This window comes from Arenimonas sp. (genome assembly GCF_036275555.1).
In the GTDB taxonomy this organism is placed as follows: Bacteria; Pseudomonadota; Gammaproteobacteria; order Xanthomonadales; family Xanthomonadaceae; genus Arenimonas.
Genome location: NZ_DASUDO010000033.1, coordinates 18,770 through 41,233, shown reverse-complemented (window position 1 = coordinate 41,233; position 22,464 = coordinate 18,770). Strand labels below are relative to the sequence as shown.

Sequence of the window (22,464 nt, the reverse complement as noted above, 5' to 3'; positions counted from 1 at the left end):
GGGGCCTCAGCCCTCGCAGAGCTGGCCCTGTTCCACGTGGAACCGCTTCTGTGGCGCCAGGGCGCCCGCGAGGTCATCCGGCGCCTCGGTGGCGGTCAGGATCACCTGGGCACCGGAGCTGAGCACCGACGCCAGGGCCTGGTGGCGGTGGGCCTGGTCCAGCTCCGAGGCCAGGTCATCGAGGCACACCAGGGGCCATTCGCCCTTGTCGGCGGCGAAGGCGCGGGCCTGGGCGAGGACGCAGGCCAGGGCGGTGAGCTTCTCCTGGCCTCGCGAAAGGGCCTCCCGGCCAGGGAGGCCGACGTAGTCCACCCGCCAGTCGGCGCGATGCGGGCCCAGGCTGGTGTAGCCCAGGGCGACGTCGCGCTCCCGAGCCAGCAGCAAGGCATCTTCCAGCGGGCTGTCTTCGCGGCGCCAGCCCGGCAGGAAGCGCAGGCCGGCCTCCCCCAGCTCCGGCAGGAACTCCCGGGCCGTGCTCGCCAGCACCGGCTCCAGCCGCTCCAGATAGTCGCCGCGCAGGCGGCTGAGGGATTCCCCGGCCTCGGCCAGCTCCCGATCCCACGGGGCCAGGGCCGAGGGGGCCGGCTGGCGCTTGAGCAGGGCGTTGCGTTGCTTCAGTGCCCGGGCATAGCGGCGCCAGACCGGAAGAAAGGCCGGTTCCACGTGGAACAGGGCCCAGTCCAGGAACCGGCGGCGGTGTTCCGCACCCCCGGCGATCAGTTCGTGGCTGCCGGGCTCGAAGGTGACCACGGCCAGCTCGGCGCAGAGCTCGGTCAGGCTGGGCGCGGGCGCCCCGTCCAGCCGGGCCTCCCAGTCGCTGCCGCCGTGGCGGAGCCCGGCGCGGCGAGTGCGACCCTGGCCGTCCAGCCATTCCGCATAGAGTTCGAGGTTCGGGCTGCCGGTCCTGATCAGGCCATCGCGCACCCGGCCCCGGAAGGAACGACCGTAGCCCAGCAGGTGGATGGCCTCGACCAGGCTGGTCTTGCCGGCGCCATTGCCGCCCGTCACCAGGTTAAGGCCCGGGGCAGGGCGGAAATCCACCTGCTGCAGGCAGCGCAGGCGGCGGATGTCCAGCCGGGTCAGGCGCATGACACCCCCGCCCGGTCCGGCGCCGCCGGACGCCAGAAACGAAGCCGCCCGGCGAGGGCCGGGCGGCAGGGTGCCACGGGAAACGGGCCGGTCACAGGCGCAGCGGCATCACCACGTGGCGGCTGCGCTCGTGGCTGGCCTCGCGGACGAGGGCCGACGAGTTGGCGTCGCGGAGGTTGATGATCACGAACTCCTCCCGCAGGGCGGTGAGGGCGTCGAGCAGGTAGGTGACGTTGAAGCCGATGCCCAGGCCGTCGACCTTGGTTTCCGCCTCGACTTCTTCCTGGGCCTCTTCCTGCTCCGGGTTGTGCGCGACGATGCGCAGCTGGCCCGGGCTGATTTCCAGCTTCACGCCGCGGTACTTCTCGTTCGACAGGATCGCCGCACGCTGTAGCGCGGCCCGCAGTGCCTCGCGATCGACCTTCACTTCCTTGTCGGCGCCGATCGGGATCACGGCGTCGTAGTCCGGGAAGCGGCCGTCGATGAGCTTGGAGGTAAAGGTGACGTCCTCGCGGCGCATGCGCAGGTGGTTGCGACCGACTTCCAGCTCGACCTCGCGATCGCCGCCTTCCAGCAGGCGCTGCAGCTCCAGCACGCCCTTGCGGGGCAGGATGATCTGCTTGCGGGTCTGGGCACCGGAGGGCAGGGGTGCCTCGCACAGGGCCAGGCGGTGGCCGTCGGTGGCGACGCAGCGCAGGGAGTTTTCGCGCAGGTCCAGCAGCAGGCCGTTGAGGTAATAGCGGACGTCCTGCTGGGCCATGGCGAACGCGGTGCGCTCGATGAGCTCCTTCAGGGCGGCTTCGGGGACGCGGATGCGCTCGACCAGGTCGAGGTCCTCGACCGCCGGGAAATCATTGCCGGGCAGGGTGGCCAGGGTGAACCGGCTGCGGCCGGCCTGCACCGTCACCTTGTCGCCGGTCTGGCTGAGGGTGACGCGGCTGCCGTCGGGCAGGGCGCGCACGATCTCGAACAGCTTGCGCGCCGGGATGGTGGTTTCGCCCGGCTGGGCGTCGTCCACGTCCGAACGGGCGACCATCTCGACCTCGAGGTCGGTGCCCGTCATCGACAGCTTGCTGCCTTCGACGCTGACCAGCAGGTTGGCCAGCACGGGCAGCGTCTGGCGACGCTCGACCACGTTCACGACCTGCTGAAGGGGTTTGAGTAGGACTTCTCGCGTCAGGCTGAAACGCATGCGGATCCCCAAGCTCCAAGAGTGGATATTTAAAAAAGTGGTGGTGGTGGAGGGCCGAAAATCTCCGGATAACTCATCCAACCCACTGATTCAAAACGTTTTATTCGTACCGCCAAGCCTGTGTGCCAGCTTCGGGACAGGGTGGCACAAACTGTGGATAACTTTCGGGCCCCAAAGGCGTCCCCAGCTTGTCCACAGGCCGTCCCCAACGCTTACCCGGCCAGGCGCAAGGTGTTACTCGCTCAGTTTGCGCAGCAGCTTGTCCCAGTCCTCCCGCAGCTTGCCGTCGATCTCGCGCAGTTCGCGCATGACCTTGCAGGCGTGCATCACGGTCGTATGGTCCCGGCCCGCGAAGGCATCGCCGATTTCCGGCAGGCTGTGCTCGGTGAGTTCCTTGGACAGGGCCATCGCCATCTGCCGCGGACGCGCCAAAGAGCGCGTTCGCCGCTTGGACAAAAGGTCCGCCATGCGCAGCTGGTAGTAGTCTGCCACGGTCTTCTGGATATTGCTGATGGACACCACCTGCTGCTGCGCCCGCAGCAGGTCGCGCAGGGTCTCCTGGGCGAACTCGGCGGTGATCGGCCGCGCCATGAAGTTCGAGCGCGCCGCCAGCGTGTTGAGGGCGCCCTCGAGGTCGCGCACGTTCGAGCGCATCCGCTTGGCGATCAGGTAGGCCACGTCGTCGGGCAGCTTCACCCCGCGCTCGACCGCCTTGGCGGCGATGATGGCCGCACGCGTTTCGAAATCCGGCGGCTCGATCGCCACGCTCAGGCCCCAGGTCAGGCGGGTCTTGAGCCGCGTCTCGAGGTTCTCCACCTCGCGCGGGTAGCGGTCGCAGGTCAGGATGATCTGCTGCTTGCCGTCGAACAGCGCATTGAAGGTGTGGAAGAACTCCTCCTGCGTGGTGTTCTTGCCCGCGAAGAACTGGATGTCGTCGATAAGCAGCGCGTCCACCTGCTGGAACTGGCGCTTGAACTGGTCCATCGACTTTTCCTGCAGCGCCTTCATCATTGCGCTGAAGAACTGCTCGGAGCGCAGGTACAGCACGCGCATGCCCGGGTTGTTCTGCCGCATCAGGTTGCCGGCGGCGTGCATGAGGTGGGTCTTGCCCAGGCCCGAACCGCCGTACAGCAGCAGCGGGTTGTAGGCCTTGCCCGGGTTCTGCGCCACCTGCAGCGCGGCGGCGCGGCCGAGCTGGTTGCTGCGGCCCTCCACGAAGTTGTCGAAGGTGTAGTGGCCGTCGAGGTTGCCGGCGAAGGCCGCCGCGGGCGCCGGGCGGGCCGCCGCCGGCGCGGTGCCGGCCATCGGCGCCTCGGCGCGCTTGATCGAGCCCACGGCCAGCGCGACCGGGGCCGGGCCGCCGGCGAAATGCGCCACCAGCTCGCGGATCCGGTCCAGGTAGTGCTCGCGCACCTGGTCCACCACGAAGGCGTTGGGTGCGTAGAGCGTCAGCCCGTCGGCGCGGGCCTCGGCCTGCAGCGGCCGAAGCCAGGCGTGTATCTCTTCAGCCGGCAGTTCGGCTTCCAGTCGTTCCAGGCAGCGGGGCCAGGCAGCATCCATGTTCAAGCGAAAGTCCGGGGAACAGTGGCGCCAGGGCGCCGCTGTGGATAAGTGGTCGGGGGGAGGGAGTCTAGCGCCGCGGAGCCAAGCCCGCCACGCGAGATTGGCTTGACGGGCCCGGGGCCGGGCCGCTATAGTCCCCGGTCTTTTCCGCCCAAAACTTAACCGGGGTGCCACCATGGCCACCAAGCGCACGTACCAGCCCAGCAACCTCAAGCGTAAGCGTGACCACGGCTTCCGCGCCCGCATGAAGACCGCCGACGGCCGCAAGATCCTCGCTCGCCGCCGCGCCAAGGGCCGGGCCCGCCTGGCCGTCTGACGCGTCGCCGCCGGCTTGCCGGCGGCAACCCGCGGGCCATTGCAGGGACCGTGAACACGCTCCCGCCCGCCACGACGAAGTCCTTCCCCCCGAGCGCGCGCCTGCGCGCTTCCGCCGAATTCCAGGCGGTCTTCAAAGGGGCACGAAGGCTCTCCAGCCCCCAGCTGAAGCTGCATGCCCACGTCCGGGCCGATGCCACCGTGCCTCGGCTCGGCGTTGCCGTGTCCAAGAAAGTCGACAAGCGCGCCGTCGGCCGCAACCGCATCAAGCGCCTGGCCCGCGAATTCTTCCGACACGAGCGCGGGCACTTGCCGCCCGGCGACTACGTGCTGATCGCACAGCCCGGCGCCAGCAAGCTAGGCAATGACGAGCTTCGCGCGCAGTTCCTGCAGCTGTTTGAACGCGCCCGGTCGTTGAAGCCCGCGCCCCCGCCCGGCACAATGCCGGCCACCCCGGGCGCGTCCGAACGCCCCGCCTCCGATTCCTGACCGAGACCCCGTGCCCGGCCCCGGCCCCACGCCGGCGCCCGCAGCCTGCCCATGAACCAGACCCGCTCCTTCCTGCTGATCGCCTGGCTTGCCGTCGCCACCCTCCTGTTCATGGAATGGAGCCGCGGTCCGGCCCAGCCGGCGCCGCCGCCGGTTGCCTCCGCGGCCATCGCCCCCGCCGCCGACGCGATCCCGTCGGGTGCCGACGTGCCCGATGCCGCCGCCGTGCCTTCGATCGACGCCGCCCCGGTACCCAGCGTGCCGGGCGAAGTGCCCTCGGCCACCGTGGCCGCGCCCACCCAGGGCCTGGTCACCGTCACCACCAACGTGCTGCGCCTGCAGGTGGATCCGCGCGGCGCCAGCCTGGTCGGTGCCGACCTGCTGGCCTACCCGGTCAACAAGGACAAGCCGGACGTGGTGGTGCGCCTGCTTGGCACCGACGCCCTGCACTTCTCGGTGGCGCAGTCCGGCCTGGTGGCCAATGCAGGCACCGCACCCAGCCATGAAGCGATGTTCCGCACCGAGGACGGCCGTAGCAATTACACGCTGGCCGACGGCAGCCAGGAGCTTGAGGTCCCGCTGGTCTGGGAAGACCCCGCTACCGGCCTGCGCGTTCGCAAGGTGCTGGTGCTTGAGCGCGGTTCCTACGCCATCACCGTGCGCCAGGAAATCACCAACCAAGGCAGCCAGGCCTGGCGCGGCGCCGCCTACGAGCAGCTGCAGCGCGTGCCGCCGCCGCCGACCCCGCGCACCTCCAGCCTGACCAACCCGGAGGCCTTCAGCTTCGTGGGCGCGGCCTGGTACAGCCCGGAAGAAGGCTTCGAGAAGTACAAGATCCCCGACATCTTCGAGGACGGCCCGCAGAACCGCGAGGTCACCGGTGGCTGGATCTCGATGCTGCAGCACCACTTCGCGCTGGCCTGGGTGCCGAACGAGAACGAAGCGCAGCGCTTCACGATCAGCGCGCTGCCGGGCGCCACGCCGCGTTACCTGGTGCGTGGCGTCAGCGCCCCGATCGAAGTCGGCCCGGGACTCTCGGTGACGCGCGAGTCGCGCCTGTGGGTCGGCCCGAAGCTGCAGGAGCAGATGCAGGAGCTCGCGCCGGGCCTGAAGCTGACGCTGGACTACGGCATCTTTACCTTCCTCGCGCAGCCGATGTTCGACTGGGTGCTCGAGCCGCTGCACGACCTGACCGGCAACTGGGGCTGGGCGATCATCCTGACGGTGCTGATCATCAAGCTGATCCTGTACCCGCTGTCGGCCAAGCAGTACCAGAGCTTCGCCAAGATGCGCGCGATCCAGCCGCGCATCGAGTCGCTCAAGGAGCGCTACGGCGACGACAAGCAGAAGTTCCAGATGGCGATGATGGACCTCTACAAGAAGGAGAAGGTCAATCCCGCCGCCGGCTGCCTGCCGATCCTGATCACCATCCCGGTCTTCATCGCGCTGTACTGGATGCTGCTCGAGAGCGTCGAGATGCGCCAGGCGCCGTGGCTGGGCTGGATCCAGAACCTGACCGCGCCGGATCCCTACTTCATCCTGCCGGTAATCAACCTCGTGGTGATGTACCTCACCCAGAAGATGACGCCGACCCCGGGCATGGACCCGATGCAGAAGAAGATCATGACCTTCATGCCGCTGGTGTTCGGCGTGATGATGGCCTTCTTCCCGTCCGGCCTCGTGCTGTACTGGTGCACCAACGGCATCCTCGGCCTCGCCCAGCAGTACGTCATCACCAAGCGCCACGGCGACAAGCCGGCTGCCGGTACGGCCGTTGCGAAGTAAGGCTTTTCTAGACGCGGATTAACGCGGATAAGAGCGGATAGAGCGGTTGGCACTTGAAGAGACAAGCAAAGGGGAGGCACGACGTGCCTCCCCTTTTCTTTCACCCCCCTGCTCTTTGCGTACCATTGCTCTATCCGCTCTTATCCGCGTTAATCCGCGTCCAAAAGGCCCTCAATGACCCAGCGCGAGACGATAGCGGCGATTGCGACGGCGGCCGGGGCGGCGGGCGTGGGGATCGTGCGCCTGAGTGGCGCGGGCTGCCGGGCGATCGCGGCGACGCTGCTCGGCAAGCCGCCCGAGGCGCGGCATGCGCACTACCTGCGCTTCCGCGATGCCGACGGCGCGGTGATTGACGACGGGCTGCTGATCTTCTTCCCCGGCCCGCAGTCCTACACCGGCGAGGACGTGCTGGAGCTGCAGGGCCACGGCAGCCCCGTGCTGCTGGGCCAACTGCTGCGCCGCTGCCTGGCGCTGGGCGCGCGGCCGGCGCGGCCGGGCGAGTTCACCGAGCGCGCCTTCCTCGAGGGCCGGCTCGACCTGGCCCAGGCCGAGGCCGTGGCGGATCTGGTGTCGGCGGGCAGCGAAGCCGCGGCGCGCGCCGCGCGGCGCTCCCTCGAGGGCGAGTTCTCGCGCCGCGTGGACACCGTGGTCGAAGGCCTGACCGGCCTGCGCGTCTGGATCGAAGCGGCGCTGGATTTCCCGGACGAGGAAATCGATTTCCTGGCCGCGCCCGAGCTTCAGGAAAAACTGCAGCGCGTCGCCGGCCAGCTCGACGCCCTGCGCACCGCCGCCGAGCGCGGCCGCCGGCTGGTGGACGGCCTGCACGTGGTGATCGCCGGCGCGCCGAACGCCGGCAAGTCCTCATTGCTGAACGCCCTCGCCGGCGAAGACCGCGCCATCGTCACCGACGTGCCGGGCACCACCCGCGACCTGCTCCGCGAGCGCATCCGCATCGACGGCATCGAGCTCACGCTGGTGGATACCGCGGGCCTGCGCGATGCGCCGGACGTGGTGGAGCGCGAAGGCATCCGCCGCGCCCGCGAGGAGCTGGCGAAGGCCGACCTGGTGCTGGCCGTCGTCGATGCCACCGCAACCGGGACCGATGCGTTGCCGCTGCCCGCCGGCGTGCCGGTGCTGTGGCTGCACAGCAAGGCCGACCTGTTGGACACCGTGCCCGCGCCGGCCACGCGCGCCGACGGCCGCCACCTGTGGCTGTCGGCACGCAGCGGCGCCGGCTTCGATGCGCTGCGCGCGGCACTGCGCGAAGCGGCGGGCCTGGGCGATGGCGCGGAAGGCAGCTTCAGCGCCCGCGCCCGCCACGTCGACGCCCTGCGGCGCGGGGCCGAGGCGTTGGCGCGGGCCGCCGCGCAGCTGCACCACGGCGCGGGCGAACTCGCGGCCGAGGAACTGCGCCAGGCCCAGGACGCGCTGGGCGAAATCACCGGGCGCGTGGATGCCGACGGCCTGCTCGGCCGCATCTTCGCCGACTTCTGCATCGGCAAGTAGCAGCGCTCAGGGCTCGGCCAGGCGCGCCTCGCGGAAACGCCAGAAGGTGCCACCCGCATGCTGGTCGACGACCAGGCCCTCGCGGCGTCCGGCGGGCAGGCTGCGCAGCAGCAGGTCGAGGATGTCGCGGATCACCGGCTTCGACTCCACGAAATACGAGTGCGCCAGCGTGCTCTCGTCCACGCCCGAGGCATCGATGGTCTCGATGCCGGGCAGCACGATCAGGCCGTCGCCCGAGTCGCCCGCGCGGGCGTAGCCGTGCACCTGCTTCGAGGCCTTCAGCGCCAGGTCGTTGGAGGACGCGTACAGGGTGACGCGCTTGCCCGCCTGCCGCAGCGCCGGCGCCAGGTCGCGGCGGAACACCTCGGCATCGATGTCCGGCGCGGCCAGGATGATCTCGCGGAAGCGGCCGCGCAGGTCGGGCCGCTCCAGCACCAGCGCCTGCAGCGCGCGGGTGAGGCCGCGATTGCCCATGCTGTGCGCGATCAGGTACAGGTTGTCGGCGGTGGATTTCTCGGCGAAGTCCACCAGGAAATCCTTGATGTGGGTCGTCGACCACTCGATGTTGGATTCATCGATGGTGTAGCCCGGCAGCGAGGCCTGGGAGGGCCAGCTGTAGAAGACGGATGCGCCGTCGAAGGACAGGTCGTACGACATCTGCGCCGTCCGGCGCGCGGCATCGGCGAAGGACACGTTGTAGCCGTGCACGAACAGGAAGGCGTTGCTTCCCTCCGAGCGGGCCACGCGCTGGGACAACTCCTGGAAGAACAGCGCGCGGGAGCGCCGCTGCAGCGACATCAGCACCACGTGCCGGGACGGATCCTCGGTGAACTCCAAGCGCCAGACGGACGGGGTCTCCAGCACGCCCGGCTTGTGCGCGGCGGGGATGCTGACTTCCGCCACGCCGTACTCGAGCTTGCCGCGCGCCCCGCCGTAGCGATCGGCGACGGGCGTGTTGGCGAAGTCGAGGGCGGCGGCGCGATCGGTCGCATAGAAGACGCGCAGCGTGGCGTACTTCTTCTCCGGGTCGATGGCGTTCTCCGGGATGCCATCGCGGGAGGGAAGGCGGGCCTGGCGCTGTTCCCGCTCCGCCCTCGCCGCGGCGTCGCGTTCGGCCGCGGCGCGGCCAACGTCGGCGCGCTGCTGGCTTTCGGCACGCTGCGCGGCCTCCCGGGCGGCGAGCTCCGCGGCCATGGCCGCCTCATCGGGTGACGGCGGCGGAGGAGGAGGCGGCGGCGGCGGGGGCGGTGGCGGCGGCGGTGGCGGTGGCGGTGGCGCCATGGCCGGCGGCGGTGCCGAGGCGGTCGGCGCCTGCGGCGGGCCGTCCTTCCGGGGCAGGCTGCTGCAGCCGGCGGCCAGCAGCATTCCCGCCAAGATGAACCCGACGCCGATCCCGCGCATGCGTTTCCCCTGAAATACCCGGCCCGGACGATGCTGGCGGCCGCTTCGGCCGATATGGCCTGAATCTGTGCGGCGGATCAAGCTTCGCAACGAAACCAGCTTGACAAACCGGCCAAACTCTTATGTGCTGATCGTCATGGTTTGGTGATTTTTTCAGGGGAAAGACATGACCGTTACGACTTCCACTCCGTCCCGCGCCCTGCGCTGGGGCATCGCGCTGGCGTTGGGGCTCACCCTCGCCGCCTGCTCCAAGGATGAATCGGCCCCCGCCGGCGACGCCCCCGCGGCCGCCCCGGCCCAGCCGGCCGGTCCTTCGGCCGAGGAAGTCGCCGCCCAGGAGGCCGCCCAGGCCGCCGAAGCCGCGCTGGCCAGCCTCAGCCCCGAGGAACTCAAGAGCCGCGGCAGCCAGGCCCTGCGCGAACAGCGCCTGTACGCCCCGGCTGGCGACAACGCCATGGAGTACTACCTAGCCCTGCGCGCCCGCAGCGAGAAAGTCGATCCGCTGGCTGAAAGCGCCCTGATCGACCTGATGCCCTACGCCATCATCGCCGCGGAGCAGGCCATCGGCCGCGAGGACTTCATCGAAGCCGATCGCCTGCGTGGCCTGATCGAGAAGACCGACCCGCAGACCCCGTCGCTGCCGCGCATCACCGACTCCATCGCCAAGGGCCAGGCCAGCGCCGCCGACCGCGTGGCTCAGGAAGCCGCCCGCGAAGAGCAGCGCCTGCGCGACGCGGAAGCCGCCGCCGAGCGCGCCGCCGCCGCCGCGGCCGCCGCGGCGGCCGCCCCGGAGCCGACCCCGACGCCGGCGCCGGCCCAGCCCACCCCGGCGCCCGCCACGCCGACCCCGGCTCCGGCCGTTGCCCAGCCGACGACCCCGCCGCCGGCTCCGGTCGCCACCCCGGCCCCGGCCCCGCGCGCCACCACGCCGGTCGGCATCCGCACCCCGCAGCCGGCCTACCCGGCCTCGGCGGCGCGCTCCGGCATCACCGGCGAGATCACGGTCGAAATCAGCATCGCCGCCGACGGCACGGTCAGCAACGTCCGCGTCGTCCGCGCCCAGCCGCGCGGTGCCTTCGACCGCGAAGTGCTGGCCACCGTCCGCGATTGGCGCTTCCAGCCGATGGACCAGCCGGCTACGCTGACCCGCACCTTCACCTTCCGCATGTAAGCCGCGGCAAGGCAGCAAACAGAAAAGGCCCGGCAATGCCGGGCCTTTTTTCCGCCAAGAAAAGGGGTCAGAGGAATTATTTGTTTCAAACAAATAATTCCTCTGACCCCTTTTTTGCTCAGGCGGAGACGGCGAGTTGTTCGCGGTGGTAGATGCGGACGGCGACCCACACCAGCAGCACCGCCAGGGCCAGGGTTGCGCCGAAGCTGAGCGCGAAGTCGGCCATCGCCACCGTCTCGCCGCGGGCCAGCGCCATCACCAGCACGTTCTGCGACAGCAGCGGCACCGCCGACATCCACAGTTCGCCCTTCATTGGGTTCACCATCAGGATCACCGAGGGCAGCATCGGCACCAGCATCAGCAGCGACAGGTAGGTCTGCGCCTCGCGGTAGCTCTTGGCGTAGGCCGCCACGATCGTCTGCAGCGCGGCGAAGCACATCACCAGCGGCACCATCAGCAGGCCGGCGCGCAGGATCAGGCCGGCGCCGAAGTCGATGCGCATGCCCAGCCGGTCCAGGTCGATGAACTGGAACGCGATCGAGAACGCGACCAGGCTCAGCATCATGCTGGTCATCGCAAAGCCGAACGTGGCGCCCAGCTTGCCCAGCACGATCTCGGCGCGGGTCGCCGGGTTGGCCAGCAGCGGCTCGAGCGACTGCCGCTCGCGCTCGCCGGCGGTGGTGTCGATGGCCAGGTACATGCCGCCCAGGAAGGCGCCCAGCACCAGCAGGTAGGGCAGGAACCCGAGCAGCTGGCCGGCGCGCTGCTGGTTGCTGGCCAGGTCACGATCGGCCACCACCACCGGCGACAGCAGCGCCGGGTGCAGGCCGCGTGCGGCGATGCGCAGGGAGGCGTGTTGCTGCGAGTACGCGTCGAGCAAGGCGCTGATGCGTGCCTTCGGCGCCCGGCCGTCCTGGTCGGAGCTGTCGAACAGCACCTGCACCTGCGCCGTTTCGCCCTTGCGCCAGTGCTCGCCGAAACCGGCCGGGATCACCAGCACGGCCCGCGCATCGCGCGCGCGGATGGCGGCCTCGCCGTCGGCGGGCGCGGGCTCGATCTCGACGCCCTGGCGCTTCAGCCACGCCACCAGGTTCGGCGCATGCTCGGCGCCGACCACCGGCAGCGACAGCGGCTTCTCGGCGCTGTCGAGCTGCTTGTTGATGATGAAGCCCATCATGATCGCGAAGAAGACCGGACCCAGCAGCGGGCCCATCACCAGCGCGTTGAGCACCGTCTTGCGGTCGCGCAGGTTCTCCCTGGCTTCCTTGAGGAAAACTACGATCGCGGCCTTCATGCCATCAGTCCTTCTTCGGTGCCGATCGCCTTGACGAAGGCGTCCTCGAGGTTGCTTTCACCTGTTTGCGCGCGCAGTTCGTCGGGCGTGCCCTCCGCGACCACCTGGCCGCGGGCGATGATGACGATGCGGTCGCACAGCGCCGCCACCTCCTGCATGATGTGGCTGGAGAACAATACGCAGCGGCCCTCCGCACGCAGCTGCAGCAGGAAGCGCCGCATCGCGCGCGTCGCCATCACGTCCAGGCCGTTGGTCGGCTCGTCAAGGATCACGTTGCGCGGGTCGTGCACCAGCGCGCGGGCGATCGCGGTCTTCACCCGCTGGCCCTGCGAGAAGCCCTCGGTGCGGCGGTCGATGATGTCGCCCATCTCCAGCGCCTTCGCAAGCGCCTCGGTGCGCTGCGCGATCAGCGCGTCGTCCATGCCGTGCAGCTGGCCGAAGTAGCGGATGTTCTCGCGGCTGGTCAGGCGCTTGTACAGGCCACGCGAGTCGGGCAGCACGCCCAGCCGGCGGCGCACGCCGGCCGGGTCGATGTTGGCGTCGATGCCGTCCACCAGCACCTGGCCGCGGTCGGGCTTCATCAGGGTGTAGAGCATGCGCAGCGAGGTGGTCTTGCCGGCGCCGTTGGGGCCCAGCAGGCCGGTGATCTGGCCGTCGGCGGCGGAGAAGCCGACCCCGTCCACGGCCTTCACCTTGCCGAATGCCTTGTGCAAATCGCGGACTTCGATCACGGCTCGGCTCCGTTGTAGTTGATGAAGAAGGGCGTCGCGCCCAGCGGCTCCAGGCAGCTGGCGTCCAGGCCTTCGGGGTCGAGCTTGTCGATGAACTGGCCGACCAGCCGCGGCGTGCAGCCGCGCGAGAGCATGATGTGGCCCTGGCCGGCGCCGACCAGGTGGCGCGCCTTGCCCAGCGACTTCAGCACTTCCTCGCCGTAGCGCGGCGGCGTCACCGGGTCGTACTCGCCCGAGAGCAGCAGGGTCGGGATGTCGGTGGCCAGCGGCTCGTGGAAACCCGGCGACACCGGCCCCTTCGGCCACACGCTGCACTGGTTGAGCGAGACGCTGATGATGGCTTCGCCCAGCACCAGGTCCTGGTCTTCCGGCCGCGCCTGCAGCCGCGGTGCATCCTCGGCGCACATCACCGACAGCTGCATGCCGTGGTTGATCTCGCCCGAGAGCGAATCGAACACCAGTGCCGCCTGTGCCACCAGCGATTCCGGCCGGCCCTTGGCGGCCTCGTCGAGCAGCAGCGGCAGCAGCGCCGCCGTCTCCGGCGCGTAGGCGAACAGGCGCGCGATCAGCGCCACCGCGCCTTCGTCGAGCCGGAGCTCGCGCGGCTCGTGGGTCAGCGGGTCGCGCAGCGTCACCGCCAGCGGCGTCGCCCGCGCCTGGTCGCGCAGCGTGTACAGCGTGCGGTACGGATCGCCGAAGGCCTTCGCACAGCCCGCCTGTTCGGCGCACCGGCCGAGGATCTGCTTCAGCGCCGCCTCGAGGTTGATGGCGTGCTCGCTGCCCAGCGCCAGCCCCGGCGGCACCACGCCATCGAGGACGATGCTGCGGACGGCGTCGGGCCGCTGGCGCGCGTACTCCTGCGCCATGCGGGTGCCGTAGGAGCCGCCGTAGAGATTGAGCTTCGGCGCGCCGATGGCCTGGCGCAGCGCCTCGACGTCGGCGGCGGCGACGGTGGTCGTGTACTGCGCGAGGTCCGCATCGAGCGAATCACGGCAGTCCTCGGCCATCTCCACCTGCATTTCGGCGGACGGCGTGGCGAGCTCCGCGTCCATCGGCAGCTTGCAGGCCAGCGGGTTCGAGCCGCCGGTGCCGCGCTGGTCCATGAACAGCAGGTGCCGCTTCTCGCGCACCCGCGCCAGCCCCGGCGCGACGGTGGCGAGGCTGTCCACGGCCGACTGGCCCGGGCCGCCGGCGAAGAAGATCAGCGGATCGGCGGCGGGTTCGGCGGCGCGGGACGGCAGCATGGCGACGCGCAGCGCGATCTTGCGGCCGTCGGGCCGGGCCGGGTCTTCGGGCACGTCGAGCGTGGCGCACTCGGCGCGCACGGTGGCGCCGGTGCCGGCCCGGCCGATGTCGCAGGGCGTGAACTCGAGGCTGCCCAGCGTGCGCGCCGAAACCGGCAGCGACAGCATCAGCAGGGCGACGGGAAGCAGTCTTCGCATGGTGACCTCAGGGTCGAACGGCAGGGTGTCATGTACTACAGACGGCCGTCGGCGCAAAAGGTGACAAAGGCCCCCCGACGGGCGGGCCAGGACGCGGGACTACTTGCTGCTGACGTACTTCTCGCGGCGGATGTGCGGCACCGGCAGCCCGGCGGCCTTGAGCACCTCGAAGGTGGCGTCGACCATGTTCGGGTTGCCGCAGAGGTAAGCGATGTCGCCCTCGGCGGACGGGGCGAATTCCGCCAGCACGTCCTGCACGTAGCCCTGGCGCACGTCCGGGTGCGGGTCGGCCGGCAGTTCGCGGCTGAAGCAGGGCACGAAGCGGAAGTTCGGGTGCGCGGCGGCGAAGGCGTAGAAGTCCTCGCCGTAGATCAGCTCCTCGGGCTTGCGGCAGCCGAACAGCAGCACGACCTCGACGCCGCGTTCGGCCATCAGCTCGGCCAGGCGCGGCAGCATCGCCCGGTACGGGGTGATGCCGGTGCCGGTGCCGATCAGCAGGTAGCGGCGGTTGGCATCGGACGGCACCAGGCAGAAGCGGCCGTAGGGCCCGCTGGCCTGGATCTGCTGGCCTTCGTCCATGGCCTCGAACAGCGCGGTGGCGGCGCCGCCGGCGACGTAGCTGACCGCGATCTCGATCGCCTCGCCCGGGCCCATCGCGTGGTCGTGCATGGTGGCCAGCGAGTAGCTGCGCTTGGTCGGGGTGCCGTCGGGGTAGTTGAAGTGCACCTGCACGAACTGGCCCGGGATGAAGTCGAGCGGCTGGCCATCGTCGCGGGCGAAGGCGAGGTGGCGCACGGTCGGGGCCAGCATGCGGCTGGCGACCAGGCGGAGCGGGAACTGCACGATGGCCAAGGCTGACTCCAGGATCGGGAAACTGTGTACCGCGACGACGCCGGGGACGGACCGGCGAGGCCGATATAATACGGGCCGCAGACCCCCGGCGCAGCGCCGCGGCGGTCCAGGAGCCCCATGCCAAACCATCCCGCACTCGAGATCACCGATCTCCGGAAGACCTATGCCACCGGCGTGCAGGCGCTCAAGGGCGTCTCGCTCACCGTGGCCCCCGGCGATTTCTATGCCCTGCTCGGCCCCAACGGCGCCGGCAAGTCCACCCTCATCGGCGTGGTCAGCTCGCTCGTGAACAAGACCTCCGGCGACGTGAGGGTGTTCGGCATCGACCTGCACACCCACCGTTCCGACGCCATGCGGCAGATCGGGCTGGTGCCGCAGGAGATCAACTTCAACATGTTCGAGCAGCCGTTCGACATCTGCGTGAACTACGCAGGCTTTTACGGCATCCCCCGTGCAGAAGCCGAGAAACGCGCCGAGGAGGAGCTCAAGAAGGCCCAGCTGTGGGAAAAGGCCCGCACCATGTCGCGCACCCTGTCGGGCGGCATGAAGCGCCGGCTGATGATCGCCCGCGCCATGATGACCCGGCCCAGGCTGCTGATCCTCGACGAGCCCACTGCCGGCGTCGACATCGAGATCCGCCGCGGCATGTGGAAGACCCTCAAGGAGGTCAACGCCGCCGGCACCACGGTCATCCTCACCACCCACTACCTGGAGGAGGCCGAGAGCCTCTGCCGCAACCTGGCCATCATCGACCGCGGCCAGATCATCGAGCAGGGACCGATGCGCGCGCTGCTGGCCAAGCTCGACGTCGAGGGCTTCCTGCTCGACATCGACGGCGAGCTGCCGGCCACGCTGCCGGCCATCCCCGGCGCCACCCTGGTGGCCGAGAACGCCCACACCCTGGACATCGAGATGCCGCGCGAGATGGACCTCAACCGCGTGTTCGCCGCGCTGGGCGAAGCGGGCATCCGCGTGCGCTCGATGCGCACCAAGTCCAACCGCCTCGAGGAGCTGTTCGTGCGCCTGACCGGCCAGCCCGAAGCGGCCGCCAAGGGAGCGGCCGCATGAGCCAGAACCTGACCGCCCTCAAGACCATCGCCCGCCGCGAGGTCGCCCGCATCCTGCGCATCTGGGGCCAGACCCTGGTGCCGCCGGCGATCACGATGACGCTGTATTTCCTGATCTTCGGCAACCTGATCGGCTCGCGCATCGGCACCATGGACGGCATCTCGTACATGGACTTCATCGTGCCGGGCCTGGTGATGATGGCCATCATCCAGAACGCGTACGGCAACATCAGCTCCAGCTTCTTCGGCGCCAAGTTCGGCCGCCACATCGAGGAAATGCTGGTCAGCCCGATGCCGAACTGGGTGATCCTGGGTGGCTACGTCGCCGGCGGCGTGCTGCGCGGGCTGATGGTGGGCGCGATCGTGCTGGTGATCGCCATGTTCTTCACCAAGGTCAGCGTGCCGCATCCCTTCATCACGCTGGCCACGGTGCTGCTGGGCGCGACCATCTTCTCGCTCGCCGGCTTCGTCAACGCGGTGTACGCCAAGAAGTTCGACGACATCGCCATCGTCCCGACCTTCATCCTCACCCCGCTCACCTACCTCGGCGGCGTGTTCTATTCGGTGAAGCTGCTGCCGGGATGGGCCGAGACGGCGACCCACTTCAACCCGATCTTCTACATGGTCAACGCCTTCCGCTACGGGCTGCTGGGCCAGAGCGACGTGTCCATGGCCACGGCGTTCGCGCTGATGTTCGGCTTCGTGCTGGCGCTGGGCGCGCTGGGCCTGTGGCTGCTGAAGCGGGGCATCGGGCTGCGCAGCTGAGCCTCAGCCGGCCGGCTGCAGCAGGTACACGGGCATCGCGCCCTTGCCCTTGACCTCCAGCTCGCCGCGCGGCGCCAGCGCGTAGGCGTCGCCGAGCAGGCGGGCGGTGGCCTCGGTCACCTGTACCGCCCCGGGCACGCCGTGTGATTCCATCCGCGCGGCGGTGTTCACCACGTCGCCCCACAGGTCGTAGGCGAACTTGCGCCGGCCAATCACGCCGGCCACCACCGCACCGCTGTGGATGCCGATCCGCACGTCGAGCGCGGCGCCGGTTTCGTCGCGCAGCGCGCCCACCGCCGCCACCATGCCCAGGGCCAGGTCGGCCAGCACCGCGGCGTGGTCCGCGCGCGCTTCCGGCAGCCCGGCCGCCACCATGTAGGCATCGCCGATGGTCTTGATCTTCTCCACGCCATAGCGGTCGGCCAGGTCGTCGAAGGCGGTGAACACGCGGTTGAGCAGCGCCACCAGTTCTTCGGGCGGCAGCCGTTCGGACAGGCGGGTGAAGCCCACGATGTCGCAGAACAGCACCGAGACTTCGGCGTGCCGGTCGGCGATGGCTTCGCCCGGGCGGTCCTTGAGCCGTTGCGCGATCGCCGCCGGCAGCGTGTTGAGCAGCAGGCGCTCGGAGCGCTGGCGCTCCCATTCCAGCTCGCCCTCCATCCGCGTCGCGGCGCGCTCGAACAGGAAGCCGATCGCCATCACCACCACGAACACCAGCGCGAAGTTGGCGACCAGGTAGCCGCGCAGTTCCTCGGCCGACAGCGCGTACACCGGCGCGAACCGGTTGCCGGCCTCCCACAGCGCCAGGTAGCCCAGCCCCACCGCCGCCGACAGCAGCGCCCGCTGCCGGGGCTTGCCGAAGGGCGAGAACAGGATCACCAGCGGCACCAGCAGCAGGTAGTAGTGGAAGCCCGCGCCCCAGCCCAGCAGCCACGTGGCCAGCGTGCCCTGGCCGGCCAGCTCCAGGCCGACGCCGACGGTGGCGAAGAAGTGCCAGCGCCGCGGCAGGCCGGGGCGGAACACGAAGACCCACGTTGCCAGCAGGTAGACCGGCAGCGTCAGCAGGCTGTAGATGACCAACTCGGGCACGCCGCGCCAGAGGAACCACGGCAGCAGGGCGAGGTGCGCCAGCAGGCCCAGCAGCGCACACGACGCGGCGAATACCCGCCAGCGCGCGTTCCCGGTCGCCGCGGCGTCCGGCCGTCGAAGCCGGCGCCAGGCGGCAGGCAGCCAATGCGTCATTCCTGTTCCCCCGGTGCCAATGGGCACCCCGTCCGCAGCCTAACCCATGGCCTCCCGTCGGATCGGACCGGCCGCCGGGTGGCATCGGCCGGAATCCGGCGGTAACTTCGGGAAAAACCGCCCGGACGAACTGGCGCCATGGACGTCGACATCACCCAATGGCTGGCCGATGCCCGCAACGGGGACCCGCAGGCGCTGCCGCGGGCCTTCGAGGCGCTGTACGCGGAGCTGCGCAAGCTGGCGCAGTCGCGCGTGCAGGGCGGCGACGCCACGCTGTCGCCGACCATGCTGGTGCACGAGACCTACCTGCGCCTGTGCGGCAGCGGCGAGGTCGCCCTCGAAAGCCGCCAGCATTTCTTCGCCGCCGCGGCCCAGGCCATGCGCTGGATCGTGGTGGACCATGCGCGGCGCCGGCTGGCGCAGCGCCACGGCGGCGGCCTGGTCCGGGTGGAGATGGACACCGCCGACGCCGAGGAACTGCGGCCCGACCAAGTGATCGAACTCGACCAGGCCCTCGAGCGCCTCGGCCGCGCCAGCCCCGACAAGGCGCGGCTGGTCGAGCTGCGCTATTTCGGGGGCCTCGATTTCCCGGAGCTGGCGCTGCTCACCGGCCGCTCCGAGCGCAGCCTCAAGCGTGACTGGGCCAGCGCGCGCGCCGCGCTGCACGCGATGATCGGGTGAGCGCCATGCAACCCAAGCACGCCCACGGTCAGAGGGACGCATGAGCCAGGACGATACCCAGGTATGGCGCGACGCAATCGCGCTCTATGAAGTGCTCCGCGACATGCCGTCGGCAGAGCAGTCCGCGCGCCTGGCCCAAGCTCCGGCCGCGGTGCGCGAGCGCGTGCAAAAGATGCTGTCCGCCGGCGACGGCCCGCTCGACCAGCCGCTGCCCTTCAACCGCGAACCCGCACGCCTGGGCCGCTGGGAGATCGGCGAGCTGCTCGGGCAGGGCGGCATGTCGCGCGTGTATCGCGCCCGCTCCGCCGCCCCGCCGGTCGGGCAGGTGGCCGCGGTGAAGCTGCTCGCGCTGCCAGCACCCGGCGACGATGCGTTGGCGCGCTTCCGCCGCGAGACCGAGATCCTGGTGAAGCTGCAGCACCCGGGCATCGCGCCCCTGCTCGAGGCGGGCGTCGCCGACGATGGCCGGCCCTGGTTCGCGATGGCGCTGGTCGAGGGCGAGCAGATCGATGCGTGGTGCCAGCGCCAGGCGCTGCCGATGCGCGATCGCGTGCGCCTGGTGCAGCAGGTGGCCGAGGCCGCGGCGCATGCGCATCGGCTCCTGGTCGTGCACCGCGACATCAAGCCCGGCAACGTGATGGTGGATGGCAACGGCCGCGCCGTGCTGCTCGACTTCGGCATCTCGCGCGTGCTCGAGGAAGGCGCCGCCGAGCTGACCTCCGGCGGCAGCTATCCGTTCACGCCGCGCTACGCCGCGCCGGAGCAGCGGGAGGGCGGCGCGATCTCGACCGCCACCGATGTCTACGGCCTCGGCGCGCTGCTTTACAAACTGCTGCTCGATGCCGCGCCCGAGCCTGAGGCCGGCGGCGCGCGGGTGTTCCCGGCCAAGCCGGCCCTGCCTGGCGACCTCGAGGCCATCCTTCGCAGGGCGCTGGCGCGCGATCCGCGCGACCGCTATGCCGGCGCCGCCGAGTTCAGCGCCGAGCTTGGCGCCTGGCTGGGCGGCCGGCCGGTGCAGGCGCGCCGCGGCGGCCACGGCTACCGGCTGCGGCGCTGGGTCAGTCGCAATCCTTCGCTGGCGGCGCTGTCCGCCGCGCTCGCGGCCAGCCTGGTCATCGGATTCGGCGTCAGCACGTGGCAGGCGCGCGAGGCCCGCGCCCAGGCCGAGGCGGCGCGCGACGCCCAGGCCCGCGCCGACGCGGCGCGGCAACAGGCCGAGTCCGCGCTGGCGCGCGCCACGGCCGTGCGGGATTACGTGCTCGACATCTTCTCCGGCGCCAACCCCAGCCGCGGCCCGGACGCCAGCGCCGCCGACCTGCTGGCGGCCGGCGAAGCGCTGGTGGACGACGCCCTGGAAGCGGAATCGCCGGACGTGGCGGTGGACCTGCTCAGCCTGGTGGGCAGTGCCCGCGCCACCCGGGGCGAGTACGACGCGGCGAACGCCAACTTCGAACGCGGCCTGGCGATCCTGGCGACGACCCCCGCCGTCGACCCCGCGCTGCAGTGGATGCTGCGCCTGGACTACGGATCGATCCTGCACACGCGCGGCGAGAACGCCCGCGCGGTGGCGCTGCTCAGCGAGGCGGTGGCCCGCGCGGACGCCGCGGACGCCGCGCCCCGCGACCGGATCCACATCGAAGTGCAGCTGGCGGTGGCCGAGTCGGCCGCCGGCGACAACGCCTCGGCCTTCGAACGCCTGCAGCGCCTGCGGCCGCAGGTGGAGGCCGGCGAACTGCGCGCCACCGACCTGCACCTCAAGCTCCTGGCCACCCTGACCACGGTGAACTCACTGCTGGGCAAGCCCGACGACCTGGCGCTGTTCGACGAGCGGCTGGAAATCGCACAGACCGTATACGCCAACAATCCCGGCTGGCTGTCCTTCACCCAGGTCGACGCCATCCCGACGCTGCGCAAGCTCGGCCAGTTCGAGCGCGCGCAGGGACTGGCCGACGCCGCGATCGCAACGGCCGACAAGCATTACGAGGCGCCGCACGTCATCGCCGCGATCGTCTACTGCAACGCGGCCGGGCTGGCCATCGACCGCGGCCGCGTGGACGAGGCCGAGCGGCTGATCGGCCGTACGCTGGCGATCGATGCCGCGCTTGGCCGCAAGCATGTGCACGCCCTGAGCTGCCTGCTGCACGCGGCCGAAGTGGCTTTCGTGCGCCGCGACCTGGACGCGGCGCGTCGCCACGTGGACGCCGCCGAAGCGATGCGCACGCAGCTGGGCCTGGGCACCGACACCCGCTGGCATGCCGTGGCCTGTGCCTACCGCATGCGCGCCGGGCTGCTGGCCGACGACCTGGCCGAGGTCGCGGCCGCGCGCCGCGCCTGTCCGGCGGCGTCCGCCGAGGATTCGTCGATCCGGCTCGAGGAAGCCGTGTGGGCACTGCGCAGGGGCGATGCCGCCGCGGCAAGGCCCACCGCGCCCCCGGGCGAACCGCCCCGCGATGCGCCTGCCGACCTGCGCCGCTGGCGCGTCTACCTGGCCCAGCTCGACGCCGCCGACCCGGCCGCGGCGGCGGCCCTTCGGCCCCGCCTGCTGGACGCCATCCGCGCGATGCCGGCGTCCTTCGAGCGTCGCGACTGGGCCCTGGCTTGTGTGTCCACGCCGGGACTGCCGGCCGACTGCGTGGACTGACCCGCGCCGCGGTGGCACGACTCGCCGCCGGATCCCGAATGTCATCGAACCGGGGCGCCTGCCGCCTCGCCCGACGACCCCAGGAGTCCGCATGTCCCGCCGCCTCGTTTACCTGCCGCTCGCCCTGCTCTTCGCCGCCGCGCCCGCCGCGGCCCAGGACTTCGGCGATTCCCTGAAGCGCACCGTCCAGCGCGCCGCCGAAAGCGAAGTGCGCAACGCCGCCGACCGCGAGACCCGCCGCGTCACCCGCTGCGTGCTGGGCGACGAGCGCTGCGCCCGCGACGCCCGCGCCCGCGGCGACGAGGTGCAATACACCGACCGCCGCGGCCGCGATGTCGCCGCGCCCGCCGGCGTTGCCGGCCAGCCCGCGCCGGCCGCCGCGTTCCGGGTCGAGCCCTACGCCGGGTCCAGCGTGCGCGAGGACGACACCCTGGCCTTCGATGCCTACGACTTCGTGGTGGCCCGGGAAAGCAACGGCGACCTGCGTTCGCGCACCGTCGAGGGCCGCGTCACCCGCACGCTGTACAACAATCCCTCGGGTCGCTCCACGCTGGAAATCGCGCGCAACTACGAAGACGCGCTGCGCGGCCGCGGCCTGCGCATCGTGCACCAGTGCGCCGGCCGCGAGGCCTGCGGCGGCACCGGCAACCGCGCCTCGAACTGGAACGACGTGGCCGGCATGAACATCGGCGTGGGCGGTGACTTCCGCTACGTCGCGGCCGAGGGCACGGTCGGCGCCAGCCAGGTCAGCGTCGCGGTGATGGTGAACAAGCAGCGCACCTGGGTCACCGTGGTCGAGGGCGCGGCGATGCAGACCGGCCAGGTCGGCGTGAACGCCGACGCGCTGGCGGCCGATCTGGCCGCCGGCGGCAAGGTGCGCCTGGACGGCATCTACTTCGACACCGGCAAGGCCACGCTGAAGGCCGAGTCGCGCGCGGCGCTGGCCGAGGTGGCCGAGCTGATGCGCCGCGATCCCGCGCTGCAGCTCGAGATCGTCGGCCACACCGACGGCGTCGGCGACGACACCGTCAACCTGCGATTGAGCGAATCGCGCGCGCTGGCCGTGCGCTCCGCGCTGGTGGTCGAACACGGCGTGGCCGACCGCCGCCTGCGCTCGCGCGGCGCCGGCGAGACCGAGCCGGTGGCCCCGAACGACAGCGAGGCCGGCCGCGCGCTGAACCGCCGCGTCGAGCTGGTGAAGCCGTGACGTCGCGCCGCATCGCCGAACGGGGCCTGGC

At 70.8% G+C, this 22,464-nt stretch carries 20 protein-coding genes; 11 read left to right on the top strand and 9 right to left on the bottom strand.

Annotated features, from left to right (window positions below; translation table 11 throughout):
- Window positions 1–6 precede the first annotated feature (6 nt).
- The 3 genes from recF to dnaA form a co-directional block, all read right to left on the bottom strand.
- On the bottom strand, window positions 7–1,089 hold the full coding sequence (recF, locus tag VFV21_RS08980; RefSeq protein WP_329669091.1) for a DNA replication/repair protein RecF: 1,083 nt from the start codon (window positions 1,087–1,089) through the stop codon (window positions 7–9).
- 91 nt (window positions 1,090–1,180) lie between these two features.
- Window positions 1,181–2,281 (bottom strand): DNA polymerase III subunit beta, encoded by a 1,101-nt coding sequence (dnaN, locus tag VFV21_RS08975; RefSeq protein WP_329669090.1) that lies wholly within the window; start codon window positions 2,279–2,281, stop codon window positions 1,181–1,183.
- Between the two features lie 234 nt (window positions 2,282–2,515).
- Window positions 2,516–3,841, bottom strand: coding sequence for a chromosomal replication initiator protein DnaA (dnaA, locus tag VFV21_RS08970; protein ID WP_329669089.1), 1,326 nt, complete (start codon window positions 3,839–3,841; stop codon window positions 2,516–2,518).
- 178 nt (window positions 3,842–4,019) lie between these two features.
- Between dnaA and rpmH the strand changes: the two genes are divergently transcribed.
- The 4 genes from rpmH to mnmE all read left to right on the top strand — a co-directional run bounded on the left by rpmH (window position 4,020) and on the right by mnmE (window position 7,939).
- Window positions 4,020–4,160 carry a 50S ribosomal protein L34 gene (gene rpmH, locus VFV21_RS08965; protein WP_026817103.1) on the top strand — a complete coding sequence of 47 codons (141 nt, stop codon included), beginning with the start codon at window positions 4,020–4,022 and terminating at the stop codon, window positions 4,158–4,160.
- A 50-nt stretch (window positions 4,161–4,210) separates the two neighbouring features.
- Window positions 4,211–4,648: a ribonuclease P protein component gene (gene rnpA / locus VFV21_RS08960; protein ID WP_329669088.1), complete on the top strand. Its 438-nt coding sequence runs from the start codon at window positions 4,211–4,213 to the stop codon at window positions 4,646–4,648.
- A gap of 51 nt (window positions 4,649–4,699) precedes the next feature.
- Window positions 4,700–6,433, top strand: coding sequence for a membrane protein insertase YidC (yidC, locus tag VFV21_RS08955; protein WP_329669087.1), 1,734 nt, complete (start codon window positions 4,700–4,702; stop codon window positions 6,431–6,433).
- A gap of 174 nt (window positions 6,434–6,607) precedes the next feature.
- Window positions 6,608–7,939 carry a tRNA uridine-5-carboxymethylaminomethyl(34) synthesis GTPase MnmE gene (gene mnmE / locus VFV21_RS08950; RefSeq protein WP_329669086.1) on the top strand — a complete coding sequence of 444 codons (1,332 nt, stop codon included), beginning with the start codon at window positions 6,608–6,610 and terminating at the stop codon, window positions 7,937–7,939.
- Window positions 7,940–7,945: 6 nt separating this feature from the next.
- Here the strand turns inward: mnmE and VFV21_RS08945 are convergent, their stop codons facing one another.
- Window positions 7,946–9,133 carry an alpha/beta hydrolase gene (locus VFV21_RS08945; RefSeq protein ID WP_329669085.1) on the bottom strand — a complete coding sequence of 396 codons (1,188 nt, stop codon included), beginning with the start codon at window positions 9,131–9,133 and terminating at the stop codon, window positions 7,946–7,948.
- Between VFV21_RS08945 and VFV21_RS08940 the strand changes: the two genes are divergently transcribed.
- Both VFV21_RS08940 and VFV21_RS08935 read left to right on the top strand, forming a co-directional pair.
- Window positions 9,132–9,353 (top strand): hypothetical protein, encoded by a 222-nt coding sequence (locus tag VFV21_RS08940; RefSeq protein WP_329669084.1) that lies wholly within the window; start codon window positions 9,132–9,134, stop codon window positions 9,351–9,353. The two genes, VFV21_RS08945 and VFV21_RS08940, sit on opposite strands and share 2 nt — an antisense overlap.
- A 153-nt stretch (window positions 9,354–9,506) precedes the next feature.
- Window positions 9,507–10,511: an energy transducer TonB gene (locus tag VFV21_RS08935; protein WP_329669083.1), complete on the top strand. Its 1,005-nt coding sequence runs from the start codon at window positions 9,507–9,509 to the stop codon at window positions 10,509–10,511.
- Window positions 10,512–10,629: 118 nt separating this feature from the next.
- Here the strand turns inward: VFV21_RS08935 and VFV21_RS08930 are convergent, their stop codons facing one another.
- The 4 genes from VFV21_RS08930 to VFV21_RS08915 form a co-directional block, all read right to left on the bottom strand.
- Complete coding sequence (locus VFV21_RS08930) at window positions 10,630–11,805, bottom strand: ABC transporter permease (protein ID WP_329669082.1); 1,176 nt, start codon at window positions 11,803–11,805, stop codon at window positions 10,630–10,632.
- Entirely contained in the window at window positions 11,802–12,536 is a 735-nt protein-coding gene (locus tag VFV21_RS08925; protein ID WP_329669081.1) for an ATP-binding cassette domain-containing protein, read from the bottom strand. Before VFV21_RS08925 ends, VFV21_RS08930 begins: the two co-directional genes overlap by 4 nt.
- On the bottom strand, window positions 12,533–13,978 hold the full coding sequence (locus VFV21_RS08920) for an alpha/beta fold hydrolase (protein ID WP_329669080.1): 1,446 nt from the start codon (window positions 13,976–13,978) through the stop codon (window positions 12,533–12,535). The genes VFV21_RS08925 and VFV21_RS08920 overlap by 4 nt, the downstream gene beginning before the upstream one ends.
- Window positions 13,979–14,077: 99 nt before the next feature.
- Window positions 14,078–14,830 carry a ferredoxin--NADP reductase gene (locus tag VFV21_RS08915; protein WP_329669079.1) on the bottom strand — a complete coding sequence of 251 codons (753 nt, stop codon included), beginning with the start codon at window positions 14,828–14,830 and terminating at the stop codon, window positions 14,078–14,080.
- A 117-nt stretch (window positions 14,831–14,947) separates the two neighbouring features.
- Between VFV21_RS08915 and VFV21_RS08910 the strand changes: the two genes are divergently transcribed.
- Window positions 14,948–15,898, top strand: a complete 951-nt coding sequence (locus VFV21_RS08910; protein WP_329669078.1) for an ABC transporter ATP-binding protein — start codon at window positions 14,948–14,950, stop codon at window positions 15,896–15,898.
- Entirely contained in the window at window positions 15,895–16,662 is a 768-nt protein-coding gene (locus VFV21_RS08905) for an ABC transporter permease (protein WP_329669077.1), read from the top strand. The genes VFV21_RS08910 and VFV21_RS08905 overlap by 4 nt, the downstream gene beginning before the upstream one ends.
- A gap of 3 nt (window positions 16,663–16,665) precedes the next feature.
- Here the strand turns inward: VFV21_RS08905 and VFV21_RS08900 are convergent, their stop codons facing one another.
- On the bottom strand, window positions 16,666–17,904 hold the full coding sequence (locus VFV21_RS08900) for an adenylate/guanylate cyclase domain-containing protein (protein ID WP_329669076.1): 1,239 nt from the start codon (window positions 17,902–17,904) through the stop codon (window positions 16,666–16,668).
- Window positions 17,905–18,042: 138 nt separating this feature from the next.
- Between VFV21_RS08900 and VFV21_RS08895 the strand changes: the two genes are divergently transcribed.
- The 3 genes from VFV21_RS08895 (at window position 18,043) to VFV21_RS08885 (ending at window position 22,433) form a co-directional block, all read left to right on the top strand.
- Complete coding sequence (locus VFV21_RS08895; protein ID WP_329669075.1) at window positions 18,043–18,585, top strand: ECF-type sigma factor; 543 nt, start codon at window positions 18,043–18,045, stop codon at window positions 18,583–18,585.
- Between the two features lie 40 nt (window positions 18,586–18,625).
- The gene (locus tag VFV21_RS08890; protein WP_329669074.1) at window positions 18,626–21,226 is read left to right on the top strand and encodes a serine/threonine-protein kinase; all 2,601 of its coding nucleotides are present in this window, start codon (window positions 18,626–18,628) and stop codon (window positions 21,224–21,226) included.
- A gap of 91 nt (window positions 21,227–21,317) precedes the next feature.
- A complete protein-coding gene (locus VFV21_RS08885; protein ID WP_329669073.1) occupies window positions 21,318–22,433 on the top strand; it encodes an OmpA family protein in 1,116 nt (371 codons plus the stop codon).
- Window positions 22,434–22,464: the final 31 nt, after the last annotated feature.

Excerpts from the sequence above, each read along its gene's own strand:
- VFV21_RS08885 (WP_329669073.1), top strand. The coding sequence starts at position 21,318 with ATGTCCCGCCGCCTCGTTTACCTGCCGCTCGCCCTGCTCTTCGCCGCC.
- VFV21_RS08920 (WP_329669080.1), bottom strand. The coding sequence starts at position 13,978 with ATGCGAAGACTGCTTCCCGTCGCCCTGCTGATGCTGTCGCTGCCGGTT.
- dnaA (WP_329669089.1), bottom strand. The coding sequence starts at position 3,841 with ATGGATGCTGCCTGGCCCCGCTGCCTGGAACGACTGGAAGCCGAACTG.
- VFV21_RS08910 (WP_329669078.1), top strand. The coding sequence starts at position 14,948 with ATGCCAAACCATCCCGCACTCGAGATCACCGATCTCCGGAAGACCTAT.
- VFV21_RS08900 (WP_329669076.1), bottom strand. The coding sequence starts at position 17,904 with ATGACGCATTGGCTGCCTGCCGCCTGGCGCCGGCTTCGACGGCCGGAC.
- VFV21_RS08930 (WP_329669082.1), bottom strand. The coding sequence starts at position 11,805 with ATGAAGGCCGCGATCGTAGTTTTCCTCAAGGAAGCCAGGGAGAACCTG.
- VFV21_RS08940 (WP_329669084.1), top strand. The coding sequence starts at position 9,132 with ATGGCCGCCTCATCGGGTGACGGCGGCGGAGGAGGAGGCGGCGGCGGC.
- VFV21_RS08895 (WP_329669075.1), top strand. The coding sequence starts at position 18,043 with ATGGACGTCGACATCACCCAATGGCTGGCCGATGCCCGCAACGGGGAC.
- VFV21_RS08945 (WP_329669085.1), bottom strand. The coding sequence starts at position 9,133 with ATGGCCGCGGAGCTCGCCGCCCGGGAGGCCGCGCAGCGTGCCGAAAGC.
- VFV21_RS08935 (WP_329669083.1), top strand. The coding sequence starts at position 9,507 with ATGACCGTTACGACTTCCACTCCGTCCCGCGCCCTGCGCTGGGGCATC.
- yidC (WP_329669087.1), top strand. The coding sequence starts at position 4,700 with ATGAACCAGACCCGCTCCTTCCTGCTGATCGCCTGGCTTGCCGTCGCC.
- VFV21_RS08890 (WP_329669074.1), top strand. The coding sequence starts at position 18,626 with ATGAGCCAGGACGATACCCAGGTATGGCGCGACGCAATCGCGCTCTAT.
- VFV21_RS08905 (WP_329669077.1), top strand. The coding sequence starts at position 15,895 with ATGAGCCAGAACCTGACCGCCCTCAAGACCATCGCCCGCCGCGAGGTC.
- rpmH (WP_026817103.1), top strand. The coding sequence starts at position 4,020 with ATGGCCACCAAGCGCACGTACCAGCCCAGCAACCTCAAGCGTAAGCGT.
- mnmE (WP_329669086.1), top strand. The coding sequence starts at position 6,608 with ATGACCCAGCGCGAGACGATAGCGGCGATTGCGACGGCGGCCGGGGCG.
- dnaN (WP_329669090.1), bottom strand. The coding sequence starts at position 2,281 with ATGCGTTTCAGCCTGACGCGAGAAGTCCTACTCAAACCCCTTCAGCAG.
- recF (WP_329669091.1), bottom strand. The coding sequence starts at position 1,089 with ATGCGCCTGACCCGGCTGGACATCCGCCGCCTGCGCTGCCTGCAGCAG.